Source organism: Ochrobactrum sp. SSR (genome assembly GCF_030067775.1).
Taxonomy (GTDB): Bacteria; Pseudomonadota; Alphaproteobacteria; order Rhizobiales; family Rhizobiaceae; genus Brucella; species Brucella teleogrylli.
Map to the genome: position 1 here is coordinate 703,398 of NZ_CP125971.1, position 16,948 is coordinate 720,345.

Genomic DNA, 16,948 nt, shown 5'->3' on the forward strand with positions numbered 1-16,948 from the left:
GCGATATTGCTACTCATGCAGATTTGGGGCAGGAAACCTGTACTGGCAATCAAATGGTTGAAACAGTTGATCGTCCTCCGAGATCATTCCGTTCGCCGAAATACAGTGAACAGAACTACTTGCAGACATGTATACGGATGGGTTCTTCTGCCTTACCACCCAATTCCATACATTTCTGTTTCGAACAGAAAGTCCAGCCTCCGCCCGTCTTGCCGGAGGCTGCGAGAATGATTTCTCCACGTGGAGGAATATGGGGGTGGTAGATATACCAGCCATCTTTCAAAACCGCATCCGCTGGCGGATCCATCCCCGCGCCGGAGCCCTTGATGCGGGCTTCCGACAAGACCAGCCCCTGAGATGAGACAGTCCAGGACTCCTGCCATGGCACTTTTTCAACGCTGTGGGTCCATGACAGCAAGAAGCTTGTGGCGGCGATTTTCAGGACACCGCCAGCCGTTGCAATGCAGACCGCCATCAACCGGATGACGCGACAACGGAAGGACGCGACCTCCAGAAATGCCATATCAGGAAAGCGGCGCAGGCAGCAAAGCCAAGCTCATCACTATAGGGATAGGTTGCAAGCATCAGAGCAATTGCAGCAAATGCCCATATACGTTCCCATATGTTCAGCGGCGTTCGAAGATGACCGATAGCGGCTGCGCCCCAGAGTAGGATACTAAGAAGCGCCTTGATGAACATATAGCCAAAGGCTGGCCAGAAACCGAATTTTTCTGAAAGCGGTCCGCCCTCTTGGAGCATGATGACCGGTTCATACACCGCCATGAAAGGCACGGCGAATCCCGCGACTGCGATCCGGATCGCCTGCATGCCGATCTTCATGCCGGACTCGCGCGCAATCGGCGCTGCCGCAAAAGCAGCAAGCGCTACCGGCGGCGTGAGATCCGCCATGATGCCAAAATAGAAGACGAACATGTGCGACACCAGAAGTGGTACTTCAAGGTGCAGAAGCGCAGGCCCCGCGATCGACGATGTGATGATGTAATTTGGAATGGTCGGAATGCCCATGCCAAGCACAAGACACGCCAGCATGGTTAGCACCAGAGAGAAAAACAGTGAGTTTTCTCCAACACTGACGATCACGCGCGCGAAAGTCGACCCGGCTCCGGTAAGCGCCAGAACACCGATGATGACGCCAACAAGGGCGCAGGCGATACCGACGGGGAGTGCGTTCTTTGCGCCTTCAGCGAGACTTTGAAGACAAAGGCTGAGCGTTTCGCGACCGCCTCGCACTAGAAAGTTAATCGCTACCAGAAGCGCGACAAGCACAATGATAAGCGTTATCCCGCGCAGACTGTAGCCGAAAATGTTGAAGGTTGTACCGAAAGCCGCTGCCGACATAACGCCGAGTGCAACCCAGAACAACACGCGCAAAGGCGTCGACATGGGGCCGGAAATCGGCACGCCCAGAATGATAAGGGCGGTCAGGCTGAGGCCGACAGTGCCAGCAAAAAGTGGCGTATAACCGGAGAAAAGCAGCCATACCAAAGCGATCAGTGGTAAAACAAGAAACCAACGTTTTCGGATCGCCTCAAGAGCGCTGGGCATTTCGCTTTTTTTTAGACCTTTCATCTTGAGACGCCGCGCTTCAAGATCCACCATCACGAAAACAGTGATGAAATAGAGAATTGCCGGAACGATTGCTGCTTTGACGATCTCGACATAGGGCAGACCAAGCGTTTCAGCCATGATAAAGGCGACTGCCCCCATGACCGGCGGCATGATCTGGCCACCCATTGACGCCACCGCTTCGACGCCACCCGCAAAGGCGGGGCGGAAACCTGAACGTTTCATGAGAGGAATGGTAAAGGCGCCGGTGGTCACGACATTGGCGACGCCGGACCCGTTGATTGTTCCCATCAAAGCTGAGGAGATGACCGAAACTTTTGCGGGGCCGCCTCGCGATGCGCCGACCGTGCCCATCGCAATGTCGTTGAAAAGCTGAATCATGCCAGCGCGTTCAAGAAAAGCCCCGAACAGGATGAACAGAAAAATATAGCTCGACGAGACATAGATCGGCGTGCCGTAAATTCCCTCGGTTCCCAGGAACAGAACCTCGACCACCTGCTCGAAATCATACCCGCGATGATTGAATGGCTGCGACAAATATTGGCCGAACAAACCATATGCCAGAAATATCGCGCAGATGAGCGGCAAGGTCCAGCCCATCATCTTCTTTCCCGCCCAAAAGACGAGTGCGATGACCAGAATACCGGTTACAATATCCGGCGTATTGGGTTCGCCCGCCCGGATCACAAGGTCCTCGTAGAAAACCCAATGATAAAGGCTAAGCGCGAAGGCGAGGATTGCCGCCAGCCAGAACGCCGCCCGTTTCGCAGCCGTCGCGCTCGCATTGGCGTAAAGGCCGAAGAGAAGCAGCAGCAGAAATCCGACATGGACCGAGCGGACCACCTGACTGGGCAATGGGGAATAGGCGGAAGTCCAAAGCTGGAAAACCGAAAAAGCCACGGCAATGGCAAAGAGGACTTTTGCTCCGGTGCCTGTGCCCCAGGCAGGAATATGTTCGGCCGATTCTACGGCGCTGTTCTCGCTCTGCGTCATGAACAAACCTTCATCCGTTTATGCATGTTGGAAACAACGGTTTCGGAAACGACGCCATGAAGAAGAATCGGGCCTCAACCGCCAAAAAGGGGGACGGCGCCCGAGATTGTTACGCGGGCGCCAACCGACGAAAGAGCTCAAACCAGCCTATTCGATGCCTTTTTCCTTGTAGTAACGCAATGCGCCGGGGTGGATCGGGACGGGTGACACAATGGTACTCTCGTCGAGCTTGATCGACTTGGCCGAAGAATGGGCGGCAGCCAACTGGTCAAGATTTTCAAACAGACCCTTGGTCATCTGGTAAACCAGCTCTTCGTCCAGGTCGGGACGAACGATCAGATAGTTGATAACAGACGCGGTGGTGACATCCTTGTCCTGTCCGCTGTAGGTATCCGCCGGTATCGTGTTGACCTGATAAGGCGCGCCGATTTTCTCGATGATGTCGGCGGGAACCTCAACAACGTTGATGTCCACGGAGTTGGCCAGGTCGCGCAGCGAGGCGACGCCAAGTCCGGAAGATTGCAAGGTCGCATCCAATTGGCGGTTCTTCATCAGCTCGACAGATTCTGCAAAGGGCAGATATTCGATCTTGCCGAGATCGTCATAAGAAAGTCCGGCAGCCTCCAGAATGGTGCGCGCATTCAGTTCGGTTCCCGATTTGGGCGCGCCGACGGAAAGACGTTTTCCCTTGAGATCGGCCAATGTCTTGATGCCGGATTCCTTGGAGGCGACGATCTGGACATAATTCGGATATATCGCGGCAAGGGTGCTGAGATTGGTGAGCTTCTTTTTAAAGCCCGCAGCTTCATTGCCTTCATAAGCGTCGCGCAGGGAATCTCCCAGCGTGAAGGCGACTTCCCCGCGACCGCTATTAATTAGGTTGATATTCTCGATGGACGCCTTGGTCGCCTGAACCGAGGGGCGCACATCGGGAATGCTCGAATAGATTTTTTCCATCGCGACCCCGAGCGGATAGTAGACGCCGCTGGTGCCGCCCGTCAGAATATTTACAAATTCTTCAGCTCGTGTTTGCGTTACACCGACGGCTAATCCTAGAGCCATGGCCAGAGAAACAGTAGTTTTACGATTAAAAAATTGCATGCTCCCTCCTCACCTCGAAAGATACCGCTGGACTATCAGTTCAGCGATCAGATAAAAGTCTATGCAAAATGCTTTTCTGCCATATTCGAAAATGTCCTCCCACAGACTTGCTGAACGCTACAGCATTCTTTTTTAAAATCCCAAACTGTTTTGGAAATCTGACGTCATCAATATAGATTCTGTGCTTTATAAAGCAGCATACGAAGCCGAAATATCGCTGATACTATATATAACGTATTGTATTTATTATTAATAATAATAATATTTAGATGGGAATCAAATATATAAATTTAATAATTTCAATTATACATTGAATAAGTGACGAAAATTTCAATTTTGCTGAATGGGTAATTCTTTCAGGGCGGCAGCAGCGATCGAAGACCGATAGAGCGCTTGACAAGCGATAGCTAGCTTTTCATGCTCCAAGACATAATTTGAACAAAATTAACGAGGGAACGGAGAGAAACATGACAGTGAGAAAGTTCAGTCGTCGAGCAGCATTTGCTGTTGTTGCAGGCATGGTTGCCGTTGGAACGGGCATTGCTTTCGCGCAAACTCCTGCGTTTTTTCGCATCGGCACCGGTGGAACGGCAGGCACCTATTACCCGATCGGTGGGCTGATCGCGAATGCTATTTCCGGTGCCGGGGATAAAGGTGTCCCTGGATTGGTGGCCACCGCTGTTTCATCCAACGGATCGGTCGCCAATATCAACGCGATACAATCTGGTTCACTGGAGTCTGGCTTTACGCAGTCGGATGTTGCTTACTGGGCTCACACTGGCACTGGCTTGTATGACGGCAAGGGCAAGGTCGAAGATCTGCGTCTGATCGCGACGCTTTATCCTGAAACCATACATCTGGTAGCGCGTAAAGATGCAGGGATCAAATCTGTTGCCGACCTTAAGGGGAAGCGCGTTTCGATTGATGAGCCGGGTTCTGGTACGATTGTTGATGCTCGGATCGTTCTTGAGGCCTATGGCCTGAGTGAAAGTGACGTGAAAGCAGAGCATTTGAAGCCAGGTCCGGCGGGCGAGCGTCTGAAGGATGGCGCGCTCGATGCTTATTTCTTCGTTGGTGGATACCCCACGGGAGCGATTTCGGAACTTGCTACATCGAATGGCATTTCTCTTGTTCCGATTTCTGGCCCCGAGGCTGAAAAGATCAGAGAAAAATACACGTTCTTCTCACAGGATACTGTGCCGGCGGATACCTACAAGGATGTTGGACAGACAGAAACGCTCGCCGTTGCGGCCCAGTGGGTGACGAGCGCAAAGCAGCCGGATGAACTGGTCTACAACATCACAAAAACTCTCTTCAATGATGCAAGCAGGCAGGCTCTTGATGCCGGTCACGCAAAAGGCAAGCTTATCAAGCTTGATACAGCAACCACCAGTCTTGGAATTCCGCTGCACCCAGGTGCGGAGCGGTTCTACAAGGAAGCAGGTGTTCTCAAGTAAGCCTATCCTTTCCAAGTGGAATGAATGGACGCGTTGAAACAGTACTCCGAGATGCGGGCACCAGACCGGTGCCCGCGCAAGGATGGGTTTCATGATATCCAGATGGATATGAAACTAACGAGGGCTGGTGTGGTGAACGGACAAGAAACGAAACTTTCGCCCATGGAATTGGATGAGGCCAAAGCGCGAGAGCTTGAAGAGCAGTTCGATTCCGAGATACGGTTTCGCCCGCTGGCACCGATTGCCGCTCGTATCGTCGGGTTCCTGCTCATCGTTTTATCTTTGTTTCACTACTATACTGCGGGTTTCGGCCTTTTGTCGGAAATGGTGCATCGCGGGATCCATCTTTCCTTCGTGTTGGGCTTGGTTTTTCTCGTCTTCCCCTTTTCGCGCAAAGGTTATGGTCAGCCTGAAACCTCTTCGCTGCTAAGGCCTCTCGGTATTTCGATCATTGACTGGACGTTGGCGATTATCGCTGTTGTGGCAGTACTGCACGTCCCTTTAATACCGCTTGACGATCTTGCTTTCCGGGTTGGCAACCCGACCACCATAGACGTTGTTCTTGGAGGTTTGTTGGTCGTAGTGCTTTTGGAGGCGACACGGCGTTCGGTGGGCTGGCCGCTGCCCATTATCTCAATTCTGTTCATGCTTTACGCGCTCTATGGACGCCACATGCCCGGCATATTGGTTCATCCAGGTGCGTCTGTAAGCCAATTGATTGATCATCTTTATCTGACGACACAGGGCATCTATGGCATCGCGCTCGGCGTCGTTGCCACCTATGTCTTCCATTTTGTCTTGTTTGGTGTTTTCGCGACCCGCATCGGTTTGGGGCAGTTGTTTCTTGATTGTGCAGCCTGGGTGGCAGGGCGCTTCGCTGGCGGACCTGCAAAGGTCTCGATTTTTGGATCCGCGCTGTTCGGTATGATCTCTGGTTCTTCAGTAGCCAACACGGTCACGGTGGGTTCTTTGACTATCCCTGCAATGATCCGGCTTGGATATAAAAGGCATTTCGCGGCAGCGGTGGAATCGGCATCCTCAACGGGGGGGCAAATTACGCCTCCGATCATGGGCGCAGCTGCGTTCCTGATGATCGAGTTTCTCAACTTGCCTTATACGACTATCATCCTGGCCGCTATTGTGCCGGCCTTTATGCATTTTTTCGGTGTGTTGATGCAGGTTCATTTTGAGGCCAAGCGCAATGGTTTGCGCGGCATGACCAGGGAGGAGTTGCCAGATCTCGGTGAGGCCTTTAAGCGCGATTGGCCGACAGTCATTCCACTCGTGGTGCTGATTGGTGTTCTGTTGTCCGGTTATACGCCTTATCTCGCGGCCTTCTGGGGTATAACCTTGTGTATTGCGGTCGGCCTTCTTAATCCCCGCAAGCGCATGACGGTGGGGGAGATACTCGACGGTCTGCGAGACGGTGCGAAATACGCTCTTGCCGTTGGTGCAGCGGCGGCTACTGTCGGCATTATAGTGGGCGTGGTGACGCTCACTGGGGTTGGTTTCAAAATTTCCTATATAGTAACATCGACGGCCGCCCAGCTCGCTGGCTTTTTTGGGACGACCCTGCCAGTCACTTGGTTTGGACCGCAGAGTCTCACACTCCTTTTTACGCTCATAATGACCGGAATTGTCTGCATCCTCATGGGGTGCGGCATTCCGACAACGGCGAACTACATCATTATGGCCACGATTGCCGCACCTGCTCTGGGGCTTCTTGGTGTAGAGCCCATCGTCGCGCATTTCTTTGTATTCTATTACGGCGTTCTGGCCGACATAACACCACCGGTGGCGCTCGCCGCCTATGCAGCTGCGGGTATGGCGGGGGCCGATCCATTCAAGACCGGTAATACGGCGTTTCGCTTGGGATTGGGCAAAGTATTGGTGCCGTTTGTCTTCGTTTTCTCGCCGTCGCTGTTGTTGGTAACATCCAATTTCAACTGGCCTGACTTCTTTATAGCGTTTTTCGGTTGCGCCATCGGTATTACCGCACTTGGCGCTGCGCTCTCTGGCTTTTTGTTGGTGAGAACAAAGCCTTGGGAGAACATCCTTATGATCTTGGCGGCGGTTCTATTAGTTGCACCGGAGATTTACTCATCGATGGTGGGCTTGCTCATGTTAGTTCCCGTTGGAATTCGGCAATTTTCTGGGTTAAAAACGGCAAAGATGCGTGAAGCCCACTGAAGCTCTTCCATCCGATGCAAATTGCCTCATGTTATTCTGCCCGCAACGCTCACGATATATATTGTGCCAAACGTTGAATATGACGATGGATACTGCGGCCAGTAGAGAAAGAATTGTGGCGGGAGTTGGCGATAGGACGCCGCGTCTCCCGAGACAGAATCTTGACTGGCAATCTGAACACGGAGTTGGCTTTATGTGCCTAACGCAACGCCGCTTTTCATGGCCGGTAGCCTTAAGTTTATTATAGCCAAATCGATTGTTCGTCTGATAAAGCTCCATTGTGTATATCCCATTGACATATCCCTGTTGACGAACTATTTATGTCGTATCACCGTGAATACAATCAGGAGTGACGCAGATGGAACAAGGAGCAGTATTCCAGAGCAATCGAAGCCAAGCTATCCGCTTGCCAAAGGCAGTAGCTTTGCCTGCTGATGTGAAGCGTGTCGATATCGTTGCTGTGGGGCGCACTCGAATTATAGCACCCGCTGGTGAGGTCTGGGATAGCTGGTTTGATGGCTTAGAGGCGACATCTGACTTCATGAATGAGCGTGATCAGCCTGCTTCACAGGAACGCGAGGCGTTTTAATGCTGAGGTACATGCTGGATACCAATATATGCATTTTCACGATCAAGAACCGACCGCAGCAAGTGCGTGAGGCGTTCAACCGCTTCCACGATCAATTGTGTATCAGCTCGGTTAGTTTGATGGAATTGATTTACGGCGCGGAAAAGTCTGCCCATCCTGAAAAGAACCTTGCAGTCGTGGAGGGGTTCGCAGCTCGCCTCGAGGTGTTATCGTATGATGAAGCGGCAGCAAACCACACGGGCCAATTACGTGCTGAATTGGCCCGCAGTGGAACTCCTATTGGCCCATACGATCAGTTGATTGCTGGCCACGCTCGCTCACGTGGCCTGATTATCGTTACGAATAATCGCAGGGAGTTTGATCGTGTTCCTGGCTTACGAGTAGAAGACTGGACCGATTAGTTTCTTAGTTCCCGGCACACATTTATGACCGCTTTCCGGTTTATTCATCAGAATCGGGCATTCAGCTTTCGGCCCCATTACAATCGATAACTTGACTGGCAACCAACACATCACCGGGAGTAGCGGCTATCTTCGTTTGAGGCGAAGTTCATTTGGACGCCATCGGCCAACTAATCACTTATTTTGGCTGTTTGCAGACCGAATCTATTATATCCACTTTCTGAAACCGATGCTCTCGTCTGTGCCAACTAATTTGGGAAGACACTTCGCGGTAATCGTTTGCAACGAGAACTGAACCTTTTTGGTATGGGAAAACTTGTAATACTTTACTGATTTGACATACTTTGCCAGCAATAAAATAAAGCCAAGCAGTCGATAGATTAATCTCGTACAAGTGCTCCTAAATAATGGTCAGACTCCTTTTTCTCCTTCTTGGTGCGCGCGCCTTAAAACCCATGTGGCGACTTCTCATGGCCGCCGGCATGGTATGGATGCTCCTGGGCATCCTGATCCTGTTCGATCTTAGCGATGGAAAGCTCTCCGTCTTTCTGGACACGCTGGCTATTTTCCTCATAGTCGAAGGATTTGTAGAAATCATAGCCGCAGCTGCGCTCGGTTTGCGCCGTCACTGGATCGATGCATTGCGGGGGTGGCGTTTCTATTTGCCGCTTTTCTCGTTTTCAATGTGCCATGGGACAACAATATTGGTGCCGCGATCGTTTTTGGAACCGCGTTTCTTGCCGATGGACTGTTCCGGATTGGATCGGCTTATGTTTTACGTAGCCCGCGCTGGCGCTTTGGAATAGTGGCGGGACTGGTTGAATTTGGCTTGGCGCTTATGATCCTTTTTGCATGGCCGGTTCCGCACTTGCTAACGGTTCCGTTTTGTTTTGCATTGTTACTAATAACGTCAGGCTACGCACTCGTGCGTATGGCGCTCCCCTTGCGACGTCTACCCGATGGCGCCTCAATAACGTCGCTTCCTCTCTATGCGGCGCGGAATTGGCAGGGTGGTAAACTCCATCCCATTGTCGGGGAGGGGCTCATTGTCGAAAAGGACATGATCCTCAACGTCTATGTTTGGACTGCAGTGGGTTCGATCTCAGATCCAGAACGTAGGCTCCTTATCGACCGATATGTCGCGGCTGTCGACAAGAAAGGTGTTATCTCTACGGGACATGCAGCGCTTGAAATGCCGCCTGATCTTTATGTGAGCCATTATCCGGCGGATGATATCGATCATAATCCCGACGATTTCCGTGCGCTTCTTTCAGCGAGGCCGGAAAACGATGTGCCTGGCCGTTTCAATGCATCTTTAAAAGAGGAAGCTGCTGCTTGGTGTATGCCGGATCAGAAGATCAGTTTTAGCCGGTTTAACCCGCAGTCGTTGCGAACATTTTGGGAGGCTTATGCCAGCGATAAAACCTACAATCTGACCGCACGTAATTGCTCAACGACTGTCATCCAAGCGCTTGACGCGGCAATAGAAGGCGCCGGTGATACGGGAAGACCCTGGCGCGACGTATTTCGTATTATCAGCGATCCACATTTTTGGTTCATGCGCATTGTCCGAGGCAGAGCTGAAGCGATGACCTGGACCCCGGGTCTCGTGCTTGACTATAGCCGGCTTCTCAATGAGGTCGTCGAGAATAGCGAGAGACGCTGGAGAAAGCGCATGCGTCAGGCGTTTCAATCAAAAAGAGAACTGGTCAGCAAGGAAGAACGTTCCGAGAGTGAAAGGGTTGCTCCATGACAGGTTCATTGAGAACAATGGCTGTTGTGATCCTCACGGCAGCCATGTTTGGCCTGACATATGGACTCAGCGCGCCACTGATAGCACTTGAGTTGTCTGATGCGGGGTATTCCGAGGCGTGGATCGGCGTAAATGGTGCGATGTATGCGGTCGGCGTTCTTATGATCGCCCCTTTTCTTCCCGCCCTTTTGAAGCGATTTGGTTTTGGTAGGCTTGCCAAAGGAGCGCTTCTGGCTGCTGGCGGATTGTTTGCACTTTTTCCCGCATCACCATTCTTTTGGATCTGGTTTCCACTGCGTGCTGCGCTGGGTGCAGCTTCAGAAACCATGTTCGTGGTCTCTGAAGCGTGGTTGAACCAGATCACCGCTGAGGCAAATCGTGGTAAAACGATAGCTATCTACGTTACTGCCCTGTCGGCCGGCACAGCATTGGGGCCTGCTATCCTGACGCTTGTGGGGCGTGAGCAATCGCTTGCGTTCGTCATTGGGGCCGCACTTGCATTCTTTGGCTTTCTCGTTCTGCAGAGCGGCCGGCCAGCAGAAGTACAGTCGGCGGAGGAAAATAAAACGAGTCTATTTGCCTTTCTGAAAGTTGTTCCATTGGCAATCGCCGCTGCCGCTCTGAACGCGGCTCTTGAAGCCGCAGGTTTGACCTTGCTCCCTCTCTATGCAATTCAGTTAGGATGGCCAGAGCAATCGGCGACACTATTACTCACGATCCTGCTCCTGGGTTCAATTACGCTACAGCTCCCCATTGGCTGGATCGGCGACAGGGTTAAACGCCAACTCCTTATTGTCGTTCTCGGTGCAATGTCGGCGGTAGGGGCGCTTGTCTGGCCGTTTGCGCTTTCTCATGACTGGCTCGCTTATCCGCTGCTATTTGCCTGGGGTGGCGCATTCGTTGGGATTTATACGACAATGATTGCGATCCTCGGAGATCGCTTTAGAGGCGGAGAGCTGGTCAGTGTTTACGCTTTATTGTCGATAGCTTGGGGTCTCGGCGCTCTTGTCGGCCCCCTGATTGGCGGTTTAGCTATGGAGTTTTCGCCGCACGGTCTTGCCGGAGTTGCGGCAATCTCATGTACGATCTTCACTATCTTCGCTGCACGGAGAAAAAACGGAGCCAAAACCGTTGAAAATGATCTGGGAACGACGAGCGTATCAGATCCGGGCTGATGCTGTGAAACCAGATTCCAGCCCAGCGATCAGCGAAATTGATAACCGCTTGGCGCCTTCATTCCAGCCGTCAGCATAGCACATTCTTGACACCGATTGGTTCGACCGCACCGACGGCTCGCGGCGTGTCCACCCCACGATTTCCGTCTTGATCCTATAATTTGCTGCAAAACCGACCTTATGGCCACGTGAGCAACATCGTTCTGTTCAAGCGCATCGCTTCCTGGTGATATTCAAGCCAGTCAGCTCTCCCACTGATCAACTCGCCAATCAGGGCAAAATAAACGAGGCGTGCACGTGCTTGCGCTGGCAAGGTCGGAACACCGGCACTCTCAATGACTGACTGGAGGTAAATTAGACGTGCAGTGTCTATGCGTTCGATTGTTTTACGAACATCTGGATCCGATCCTCCCCAGCCGCGTATAGCAGCTTCCAATCGCAGGTCGAGCTCATTCAGCGCGTTCGAAAGATGCTGGAGCCGTTGGTAGGGATCGCCACCGAGAGATCCGACCTCGGTAATGACACTGGCAGTCTGGGAGCGCTCCCATTCTTCGATCATCGCGCCAAGCAGATCCTCGCGTCTCGCGAAGTGCCAATAAAAACTGCCCTTGGTAATTCCGAGACGCTTGGCGAGAAGTTCGACCCGCACAGCAGCTATCCCTCCCTCAGAGAGCGCGGAAAGACCAGCATATACCCAATCAATTCTATCAAGACGTTCCATACGAAATACCATACGGGACCGTATTGTGTTTCGCAAGTTGCTGCTTTAAGAAGCTCCATACGCAAACGTATGGAGATGGTTATGGACTGGCGCCTTTTGGTCGGATCTGTCATTACGATCGGCATCGCTGTGACACATTCGGTACTCGGTGAACGACGTATAATCGCTCCCGGCTTCAACGCTTCCTTTGGTTTCTCTCCTACGAAGGGGGGAGATTTCATCCGCCTCACGCTGCGTTTTGCCTGGCACCTCACCTCCCTATTCATGTTTGCCTGTGCTGCACTGCTCCTTGCGCTTGCTGTTGCGCCTATAGATTTGGCATCAATTTTAAGCCTCGAAATCCTGGGCGCCTTGTTCGTCACGTCCGCCGTGATCACAGGCTCTTACTCAAAAGGGCAGCACATCGCTTGGCCGTTCTTCGCGATCGTTGGAGTTCTCTGCTGGTGGACAGCGATACAGCACGACGGTGCAGTTTTGTTTGAGGGGACGAAGCCCTTTATCGGATTGGCTGCGGCCATCATACTTATGCTTATAGGAATCCTCCATCTGTTTTGGGCGATCCGAGGGCCCGCAAATCTCGTCGCGGTCATTCCAGAAAAAAATGGCAAGCCGTTTTTTTGTCCGAGCAGGATCGGAACGGCGGCGGTTGCGGTTGGAATCATCCTTGCCAGCGTTCTTGTAGCTGAACAATCCGCAGGCACAAAGTTTCTGATGATGCCCGGAGCCACCCGCATCGGCTGCTGGTTAACTGCTGTGCTTTTAATTGCACGAGCTGTGGGTGATTTCCGATATGTAGGGCTGTTCAAGGCGGATCATATGTCGACTTTCGCTTACTGCGACACAGCTGCATACACGCCGCTATGCTTACTGCTTGGGCTGTCGGTGATGGTAAACATGCTATAGAGCCTGCGTAGTTTGGTGCCGTATCTGTCAAGCATTGCGCGTTTAATCGTCTCATGGTGATATTCGTGAGGTTCTCATTTTTTCTGCTGGTCATCGACCATTGCACGGGCTACCGAAATCTTTCGGCCAGAAAGAATTGCATCCATGCGAAAGCTCAGCGGAAAGCGGAAATACAGCTACACCGCTTCGGCGATAATCTCAGGTGGAAAGCGATGGCGATGATAAAGCGAGGAGCGATTGTCGAGCATGCGCTCTTATCCACCGCTGAGACTTACATCAAAGTTAAGGTTACGGTGCCGTCATCTTACCCCAGCTGGAACTGACCCGATGAGCCTCAACTGCGCCGTCACAATCACGTTCACCGAACCGATCCTTTCCAGAAAGATTCTTGACTTCGAAAACATTATCACTGGCAAAGCGTCAGACGGACCTTACCGCATCGGGTCCCGCTCAAACGGTTTGTTTGGAAGAATCAAGCTTGGCCTTTGCGATCTGCTCGACCTGAATCCGAAACTACAGAAATACCTTCCGGGGTTGATGCCTCATGTTCGAAATCGAAAATTTTACCTCAACCTCAACAGCCTCTTCATCGCGGATGGTTTCAGACTGATCGACAGCTTCAATCTTCCAATTGTTTCTCGGCCTTACGATCTGACCGATTGGGCGCGAGACATCACCGAAGCCGAATATCTCGATCTTGTTGGTCCGTCCGATTTCGACGCCTTGCTGGCCAAGCACGACAGCCTGCGCTGGATGATGGGATGGCGAAGCGAGCCCGGGCACGAGGGTCATTACGGCCAGATCGAAGCAATCTTTCACCTCATCTGGGAATTCAAGCGGGGCAATCGTCCTCGTCGCTACCGGCTCGAGGTTTCCGACATGGGGTAGGCGGCCAGTTCTGATAAAGAGTCGCCATGAACAGTTCTTACCGTGCCCCCTCTTGTGATCCGTTCGATCCGTCAGGCATCTGCGTAAAGGAACATTGAGGGGAAGATCGGTCGAACGGCGGGCGACTGACCGAGAAAGGTGGTTCGGCCTGAAACGCAATCTTGATTGATCACTTATCGCCACGTAACCTTCGCGGTACCGGTTCTGTACCATCCCGCGAGCAAAGATCGGGAGTTTCCTATTGTCCTGTCACTACTTGGAATCCGCCCTAACGGTTACGACCTTATTCGAAGCTTCGATCTTCCTCTTGTCTCGCGCCCATATGATCTGGCCGACTGGTCGCGCGAGATCACTGAGGCCGAATATCTCGATCTTGTCGGTCCGCCGGATATTGAGGCCCTACGCGCCAAGCATTCCGGTTTGCGATGGATGATGGAATGGCGGAGGGAGCCTGGACACGAGACAGACTACGGCCAGATTGAGAGGATTTTCCTTCTTGTTTCGGAACTCAAACGGGGCAATCGTCCCCTGCGCTACCAGCTCACAGTTTCAGACATGGGGTGATCGTCGGGTGCGTGGCCCGACGACAATCCGTTTAAGAACCAGTCATGATCGAAGATTCACTTCAGCGATGGAACAATGCCAAAATTCGAATTCCAATTGAGAACGATGATTTTCTGCGTGGCGCTGTGCTCGTCAACGGTGGTCCATGCCAGCGGCCAGCTGCCACTGCCACCGGTCGACGAGGAATACGGGTCCCACAGTGCGTGTGTTGTTGCTCTCGACGCCTTTCACTCGGAAAATCAGGCACAGATCAGGTCGAAGAGCATCGCGCCTAACGGTGAGGTGTCGGAGGTACGCCTGATCACCGACGGAATTCGCCACACCGCCCGTAATAGTGCGACTTACGACGCCACGGTCTGGTATCACCACGGTCGCCGTCGTGACGATCTCCAGGAAATGGAATACAACAACAGCTATGTGCACCGGTTGCGCATCTGTGAGGGCAAAATCATGCGGACGACGGGCGAGGATGGCTATACGCAGAGCACGTTCGGGCCGCTACCCGTCGCAGCCAACAATGCCTCGCAACGGCTCGATTGTCGGGTGCGCTATGAAGATTGCAGCCGCGAACTCGCCATTGTGGAAGCGACAATTGCGAGTGACCCTGAGCTTGCAGCTCTGCGGCGGTCAATTGACACCCGCATTGGCGACTTGAAAAGCCAGAAAGGGGTCGACGCCGCCGCTTCAGCGGCGCTGGACGAGGATGAGGCGAGATATCGCCGGAGTCTCCGGCGCAACCTTTATATTCTGGCGGATAGCGCGACCCTGACAGAGGAGGATCGTTCGGATCTTCGGGGTCGCCTGTCCTGGCGTTTGGCGGTGCTTGAACGTATGTCGCTCGCATCCGATCGGTTGACCGGGCTCTGGAGTAATGCTTCCGGCGAGCTGGAGATAAAGCACCTTGCGGACGGTAGATACTCCGTGTCCGCCAATCCGGTTGATATCGACTTTCTCAAATGGACCTGCGAGCTCTCCGGCGAGGGCCGCCTTGTGAGTGGCGTTCTGACTATCGATCTTGGAGCGGGCGAACAGCTCGAGCTGAACCTACGGGACGGGATTCTCCATTCCTCACACAGGTTGCGCGCGACAGGTTCCAGCGAATTCTGCGGTGCCAACGGCCATGGCAATGGGGTTTGGTTCAGTACGCGCCCTCAGGATACAACAGAAAGCAGGAATAATTAATAATGCCACTAGCTTCTGGCAAGCTATGGTGACCTGAAAATGAGTGATCTGCATCCAGTAAAGTTAGATTGGCTTTTCCGGGACGTGCAGGGCAGAAAGATATTTTCGCGATAACGAAAGACGTGTTAATCGAGGTAAAGCGCTGTCGAATTCTTACGAAGGAAAGATCGAAATTGAATCGGGCCGTTCACTCACTTTTTGTTTCCAGACTATCCGGATTGTCTCTGGCGCTAATCCTTCTCGCCACCGGCTTTGGTTATCCAGGTTATGCCGCAGAGCAGACAACTCCTGTTACGAAAGTCAGCGGTTCCAAGCCACCTTTGCGCAAACTTAATCCCAGCCCGAAACGGGCTTATGAAATCCGCATGAAACTCGAAAATGTTTCCGATATCGCGCCTGCGGATCAAGGTGGCGCGCTGTTTGCGTCGGTAGAGGGTACTATGCAGTTCGATGTCCGCAATGCGGGCAAATGTGGCAAGACCCGCTGGCTTGCCGGCAACGTACCCGTTATCTCGAGCCATGAACCATTCCGTCTTTCGCCTGTTTCGGCGACCGAATACGTTGGTACGGTGTATGCCGATATGATTCTGGATGAGGATTACTATGGGCGCGGCGTGTGTCACTGGCAAATGACCGAGGCTCGCGTCGCTCTCAACGCACGCGATCGCGAAGAGGACACCCGCTTTGTTGCTGGCTTGTCTGCACAAAAGATGAGCGCCGGTGATACGCAGCAGCGCTATTTCTGGAAAGGGTATTATCCGCACTTCGAGCAGGGGAAATTCGCTGATTACGGTATAGCCCAGCTGTCGACCGTAGAGAAAAGCAACCGCGATCAGTACTTCACGATCACGTTGTCGGCCAAGGCGATCGGCCAGTAACTGGATCTTCTGTAAGAGGAGGGTCAAGACGAAAAATGGCGACTGTCCACGCGACAGCCGCCATTTTTCTTGAACCTCTAAAGCTCTGGTAGATGGCCGATTTGCAGGCCCTGGTTAAATTCCGCTCGCTTCATGCACGACGGTGCCATTAAAATCGCAGCTGGCGCCATGGTAGTAAGAGCAACCGGAAACTTCTTCCAGCTTCAACGTGTATTGATCGGTGAACTTAAAGTTCACCTTGCAAAAACGACTGTTCTGCAAGGACTCTTTTTTGCTTTCAATGAACCCTTCGTTTGGGATCGACATGGTTGCGCTGGCACCGGTAATGGTGACATCGCCTTTCAGGCTTCCACCGCAACCGGGCAATTTATCGGTCATTTCAACCGTCGTCGAAATAGCGGCAGAATAATCATTGCCCGACTTATGCGTCAGGTCCACCGTGAGAGACGCTCCGCCTTCGCTTTCGTAACGACCTGCGCGATTGTTTTCGTCACCCTGCGCCAAGGCTGGTACAGCAAGGACCGCAAGCGATACAGCCAATATCGATGTTCTGATCATGTAATCTC

Annotated in this window: 17 protein-coding genes; 11 read left to right on the forward strand and 6 right to left on the reverse strand. The window is 52.6% G+C overall.

The genetic code is table 11. The annotated features are described in order from the left end of the window. Nucleotides 1–115 precede the first annotated feature (115 nt). From QLQ11_RS20695 to QLQ11_RS20705, 3 genes are all read right to left on the reverse strand, one after another. The gene (locus QLQ11_RS20695; protein WP_283735579.1) at nt 116–475 is read right to left on the reverse strand and encodes a DUF1850 domain-containing protein; all 360 of its coding nucleotides are present in this window, start codon (nt 473–475) and stop codon (nt 116–118) included. Then, nucleotides 475–2,580, reverse strand: coding sequence for a TRAP transporter permease (locus QLQ11_RS20700; protein WP_283735578.1), 2,106 nt, complete (start codon nt 2,578–2,580; stop codon nt 475–477). The genes QLQ11_RS20695 and QLQ11_RS20700 overlap by 1 nt, the downstream gene beginning before the upstream one ends. A gap of 147 nt (nt 2,581–2,727) precedes the next feature. After that, nucleotides 2,728–3,681 carry a TAXI family TRAP transporter solute-binding subunit gene (locus QLQ11_RS20705; protein WP_283735577.1) on the reverse strand — a complete coding sequence of 318 codons (954 nt, stop codon included), beginning with the start codon at nt 3,679–3,681 and terminating at the stop codon, nt 2,728–2,730. A gap of 467 nt (nt 3,682–4,148) precedes the next feature. Here QLQ11_RS20705 and QLQ11_RS20710 point away from each other — a divergent pair, with 467 nt between their 5' ends. From QLQ11_RS20710 to vapC, 4 genes are all read left to right on the forward strand, one after another. Further along, the gene (locus QLQ11_RS20710; RefSeq protein WP_140026264.1) at nt 4,149–5,138 is read left to right on the forward strand and encodes a TAXI family TRAP transporter solute-binding subunit; all 990 of its coding nucleotides are present in this window, start codon (nt 4,149–4,151) and stop codon (nt 5,136–5,138) included. 108 nt (nt 5,139–5,246) lie between these two features. Beyond that, nucleotides 5,247–7,328 (forward strand): TRAP transporter permease, encoded by a 2,082-nt coding sequence (locus QLQ11_RS20715; protein WP_371836071.1) that lies wholly within the window; start codon nt 5,247–5,249, stop codon nt 7,326–7,328. Nucleotides 7,329–7,686: 358 nt separating this feature from the next. Beyond that, nucleotides 7,687–7,917: a type II toxin-antitoxin system VapB family antitoxin gene (gene vapB / locus QLQ11_RS20720; RefSeq protein WP_078341299.1), complete on the forward strand. Its 231-nt coding sequence runs from the start codon at nt 7,687–7,689 to the stop codon at nt 7,915–7,917. Further along, complete coding sequence (gene vapC / locus QLQ11_RS20725; protein WP_078341300.1) at nt 7,917–8,318, forward strand: tRNA(fMet)-specific endonuclease VapC; 402 nt, start codon at nt 7,917–7,919, stop codon at nt 8,316–8,318. Before vapB ends, vapC begins: the two co-directional genes overlap by 1 nt. Nucleotides 8,319–8,764: 446 nt before the next feature. Here vapC and QLQ11_RS20730 read toward each other — a convergent pair whose 3' ends face one another. Next, complete coding sequence (locus tag QLQ11_RS20730; RefSeq protein ID WP_371835999.1) at nt 8,765–8,947, reverse strand: hypothetical protein; 183 nt, start codon at nt 8,945–8,947, stop codon at nt 8,765–8,767. 20 nt (nt 8,948–8,967) lie between these two features. Here QLQ11_RS20730 and QLQ11_RS20735 point away from each other — a divergent pair, with 20 nt between their 5' ends. Beyond that, the gene (locus QLQ11_RS20735; protein ID WP_371836000.1) at nt 8,968–10,071 is read left to right on the forward strand and encodes an HdeD family acid-resistance protein; all 1,104 of its coding nucleotides are present in this window, start codon (nt 8,968–8,970) and stop codon (nt 10,069–10,071) included. Then, the gene (locus QLQ11_RS20740; protein ID WP_283735575.1) at nt 10,068–11,246 is read left to right on the forward strand and encodes an MFS transporter; all 1,179 of its coding nucleotides are present in this window, start codon (nt 10,068–10,070) and stop codon (nt 11,244–11,246) included. The genes QLQ11_RS20735 and QLQ11_RS20740 overlap by 4 nt, the downstream gene beginning before the upstream one ends. 178 nt (nt 11,247–11,424) lie before the next feature. Here QLQ11_RS20740 and QLQ11_RS20745 read toward each other — a convergent pair whose 3' ends face one another. After that, on the reverse strand, nt 11,425–11,967 hold the full coding sequence (locus QLQ11_RS20745; RefSeq protein ID WP_371836001.1) for a TetR/AcrR family transcriptional regulator: 543 nt from the start codon (nt 11,965–11,967) through the stop codon (nt 11,425–11,427). A gap of 81 nt (nt 11,968–12,048) precedes the next feature. On the opposite strand from QLQ11_RS20745, the gene QLQ11_RS20750 reads away from it, so the two are divergent. The 5 genes from QLQ11_RS20750 to QLQ11_RS20770 all read left to right on the forward strand — a co-directional run bounded on the left by QLQ11_RS20750 (nt 12,049) and on the right by QLQ11_RS20770 (nt 16,382). Continuing rightward, nucleotides 12,049–12,870 (forward strand): DUF3995 domain-containing protein, encoded by an 822-nt coding sequence (locus QLQ11_RS20750; protein ID WP_283735573.1) that lies wholly within the window; start codon nt 12,049–12,051, stop codon nt 12,868–12,870. A 327-nt stretch (nt 12,871–13,197) separates the two neighbouring features. Further along, on the forward strand, nt 13,198–13,758 hold the full coding sequence (locus tag QLQ11_RS20755; protein ID WP_371836002.1) for a hypothetical protein: 561 nt from the start codon (nt 13,198–13,200) through the stop codon (nt 13,756–13,758). A gap of 165 nt (nt 13,759–13,923) precedes the next feature. After that, nucleotides 13,924–14,322 (forward strand): hypothetical protein, encoded by a 399-nt coding sequence (locus QLQ11_RS20760; protein WP_283735571.1) that lies wholly within the window; start codon nt 13,924–13,926, stop codon nt 14,320–14,322. A 75-nt stretch (nt 14,323–14,397) separates the two neighbouring features. Beyond that, on the forward strand, nt 14,398–15,504 hold the full coding sequence (locus QLQ11_RS20765; protein ID WP_283735570.1) for a hypothetical protein: 1,107 nt from the start codon (nt 14,398–14,400) through the stop codon (nt 15,502–15,504). A 173-nt stretch (nt 15,505–15,677) separates the two neighbouring features. Continuing rightward, nucleotides 15,678–16,382, forward strand: a complete 705-nt coding sequence (locus tag QLQ11_RS20770) for a hypothetical protein (protein ID WP_283735569.1) — start codon at nt 15,678–15,680, stop codon at nt 16,380–16,382. Between the two features lie 114 nt (nt 16,383–16,496). Here QLQ11_RS20770 and QLQ11_RS20775 read toward each other — a convergent pair whose 3' ends face one another. Then, the gene (locus QLQ11_RS20775) at nt 16,497–16,940 is read right to left on the reverse strand and encodes a hypothetical protein (protein ID WP_075041722.1); all 444 of its coding nucleotides are present in this window, start codon (nt 16,938–16,940) and stop codon (nt 16,497–16,499) included. Nucleotides 16,941–16,948 lie beyond the last annotated feature (8 nt).

What these genes read in the sequence shown, in the direction of transcription:
- QLQ11_RS20765 (WP_283735570.1), top strand. Translation starts at nt 14,398, where the DNA reads ATGCCAAAATTCGAATTCCAATTGAGAACGATGATTTTCTGCGTGGCG.
- QLQ11_RS20775 (WP_075041722.1), bottom strand. Translation starts at nt 16,940, where the DNA reads ATGATCAGAACATCGATATTGGCTGTATCGCTTGCGGTCCTTGCTGTA.
- QLQ11_RS20710 (WP_140026264.1), top strand. Translation starts at nt 4,149, where the DNA reads ATGACAGTGAGAAAGTTCAGTCGTCGAGCAGCATTTGCTGTTGTTGCA.
- QLQ11_RS20740 (WP_283735575.1), top strand. Translation starts at nt 10,068, where the DNA reads ATGACAGGTTCATTGAGAACAATGGCTGTTGTGATCCTCACGGCAGCC.
- QLQ11_RS20715 (WP_371836071.1), top strand. Translation starts at nt 5,247, where the DNA reads ATGAAACTAACGAGGGCTGGTGTGGTGAACGGACAAGAAACGAAACTT.
- QLQ11_RS20755 (WP_371836002.1), top strand. Translation starts at nt 13,198, where the DNA reads ATGAGCCTCAACTGCGCCGTCACAATCACGTTCACCGAACCGATCCTT.
- vapC (WP_078341300.1), top strand. Translation starts at nt 7,917, where the DNA reads ATGCTGAGGTACATGCTGGATACCAATATATGCATTTTCACGATCAAG.
- QLQ11_RS20745 (WP_371836001.1), bottom strand. Translation starts at nt 11,967, where the DNA reads ATGGAACGTCTTGATAGAATTGATTGGGTATATGCTGGTCTTTCCGCG.
- QLQ11_RS20700 (WP_283735578.1), bottom strand. Translation starts at nt 2,580, where the DNA reads ATGACGCAGAGCGAGAACAGCGCCGTAGAATCGGCCGAACATATTCCT.
- vapB (WP_078341299.1), top strand. Translation starts at nt 7,687, where the DNA reads ATGGAACAAGGAGCAGTATTCCAGAGCAATCGAAGCCAAGCTATCCGC.
- QLQ11_RS20750 (WP_283735573.1), top strand. Translation starts at nt 12,049, where the DNA reads ATGGACTGGCGCCTTTTGGTCGGATCTGTCATTACGATCGGCATCGCT.
- QLQ11_RS20695 (WP_283735579.1), bottom strand. Translation starts at nt 475, where the DNA reads ATGGCGGTCTGCATTGCAACGGCTGGCGGTGTCCTGAAAATCGCCGCC.
- QLQ11_RS20705 (WP_283735577.1), bottom strand. Translation starts at nt 3,681, where the DNA reads ATGCAATTTTTTAATCGTAAAACTACTGTTTCTCTGGCCATGGCTCTA.